The organism is Pseudovibrio sp. POLY-S9 (assembly GCF_001431305.1).
Lineage (GTDB): Bacteria > Pseudomonadota > Alphaproteobacteria > Rhizobiales > Stappiaceae > Pseudovibrio.
Genome location: NZ_LCWX01000216.1, coordinates 68448 through 70593, shown reverse-complemented (window position 1 = coordinate 70593; position 2146 = coordinate 68448). Strand labels below are relative to the sequence as shown.

Here is a 2146-nt window from a genome sequence, read left to right as displayed (position 1 = left end):
ACACCGCGCTGTACAACAACGTGTTGTGGCTCGTGCTGTACATGCTGGCGGTGCCTGCCGGATTACTGATTGCGATTTTCCTCAATCAGACTGTGACGGGCATCCGTATCTATAAGTCTCTGTTCTTCTTCCCGTTTGTCATCAGTCAGATTGTCGTCGGCCTCATCTTCTCGTGGTTTTATGCCCCAAACTTCGGTTTGTTCACCAAGCTGTTGGAGTTTATGGGCGTGGAAGGCATTGCCATCCTTGCTGACGAGCGCTTTGTCACCTATGGCATCATCGTTGCTGGCCTTTGGCCGCAGATCGCATATTGCATGATCCTGTACCTGACGGGCCTCAACAACGTCTCGCCAGACCAGATCGAAGCGGCGCGGCTGGATGGGGCAAAAGGCTGGAAGATGCTCTGGTATGTCATCATCCCGCAGCTACGCCCAGCCACCTTCATCGCAGTTGTCGTCACAATCATCGGCGCGCTGCGCTCGTTTGATCTGGTCTCCATCATGACCAGCGGTGGCCCCTACGGGTCCAGTCGTGTGCTCTCCTATTACATGTACGAGCAAGCACTGTCCGAATATGGCTTCCGCATGGGCTACGGCGCCTCCATCGCTGTTGTGCTCTTCGCCATCATGATGGTGTTCATCACGCTCTTCATCGTGCGTATGCTCAAAGATGAGAGGGAGGGCTACTAAGATGTTTCCAACTCCCGTCGCAAATGCATCCGCACCAACCCGTGTCGCCTACAAGGTTGCACTGCCAATCTCCTTAGTGGTCTGGCTCTTGCCGCTGATCGGCATCATGGTCACCTCCATCCGCCCGGGCTCAGACCTTGCCATGGGCAACTACTTCGGCGTGCCCTCCTCGTTTGAGCTGGGCAACTACCTGACCGTTTTCCAAAACACGCCCATGGGCCTGTTCATCATGAACTCGTTCAAGGTCACTATTCCAACCGTGATTGGTGCCATCGCCCTGTCATGCCTGACCGGATACGCGCTGGCGACCTACAAGTTTAAAACCAATCTCTGGCTGTTCTTCATGTTCGTGGCTGGCAACTTCGTACCCTTTCAGATCCTTATGGTGCCGGTTCGTGATCTCACGCTCAAGATGGGCCTTTACGACACGGTGACAGGTCTGGTGCTCTTCCATGTGGCCTTCCAGACGGGCTTTTGTACGCTCTTTATGCGTAACTTCATCAAGGCACTGCCAAGTGAACTGATCGAAGCCGCCCGTGTGGAAGGCGTCTCGGAACTGCGTATCTTCTGGTTCGTTGTGCTACCACTCATGCGGCCTGCCATCGCGGCCTTGTCGGTGCTCATCTTCACCTTCATCTGGAATGATTTCTTCTGGGCCACCGTTCTGGTGCAGGGCACACACGCCATGCCAGTCACAGGTGGCATCATTTCGCTCAACGGTCAGTGGGTTGCTCAATGGCATCTGGTATCAGCCGGGTCCGTCGTTGCAGCCATGCCGCCGGTCATCATGTTCTTCCTCATGCAAAAGCACTTCATTGCAGGGCTAACGCTGGGGGCGACCAAGGGCTGACAAAATACCGCAAGCAGGAATGCCCCAAGCAATCCTGCTTCTCAAAATCCATCAATGCCGAAGGCGCTTATGAAGTGCCTAAAGCTAATAATAAACATAAAAGGGAACAGGGGGCATAAGTGAACCAAGTGGCATCGCCAGATAACGACCTCCGTCAGATCACAACTGCAAGCAGCTGGGTCGCCGTGGACTGGGGGACCTCCAGTCTTCGCGCATGGCTGATTGACGAAAACGGTGTAACGCAAAACAACGCAAAATCAACGCAAGGTGCGGGAACACTGCAACCTTCTGAATTTGAAGGTGTTTTGCTGGGTCTGATCGGAGACTGGTTACACAGCAACGCAAAACCAACGCAAGTGTTCATTTGCGGCATGGCTGGCAGCCGTCAGGGCTGGCAAGAGGCGGAATATGTGCCTGTGCCAACCAAGCTGACAGAACTGCACCAGCATCTGGTTGCACCCAAAACAAGGAATGCCCTCATCCAACCGTTCATAGTGCCCGGTCTCTGTCAAAAATCAGAGCAGCAGCCGGATGTTATGCGCGGTGAAGAGACACTCCTGCTCGGCATTCTGGATGAGTTATCAGACAAATCCGGCGTCTTCTGCCT

The 2146-nt window shown here is 54.2% G+C and carries 3 protein-coding genes; all 3 read left to right on the top strand.

Features of this window, described 5'->3' with window-relative positions; translation table 11 throughout:
- The coding region (locus PPL9_RS22230; protein WP_082597038.1) for a sugar ABC transporter permease at nt 1-689 on the top strand (689 nt) is incomplete at its 5' end.
- Nucleotide 690: 1 nt separating this feature from the next.
- Complete coding sequence (locus PPL9_RS22225; RefSeq protein WP_057464780.1) at nt 691-1539, top strand: carbohydrate ABC transporter permease; 849 nt, start codon at nt 691-693, stop codon at nt 1537-1539.
- A 119-nt stretch (nt 1540-1658) separates the two neighbouring features.
- Nucleotides 1659-2146: 2-dehydro-3-deoxygalactonokinase (locus PPL9_RS33570; protein ID WP_208989554.1), on the top strand; the 488-nt coding region annotated here is incomplete at its 3' end.

Coding starts and splice junctions, on each gene's coding strand:
- PPL9_RS22225 (WP_057464780.1), top strand. CDS start 691: ATGTTTCCAACTCCCGTCGCAAATGCATCCGCACCAACCCGTGTCGCC.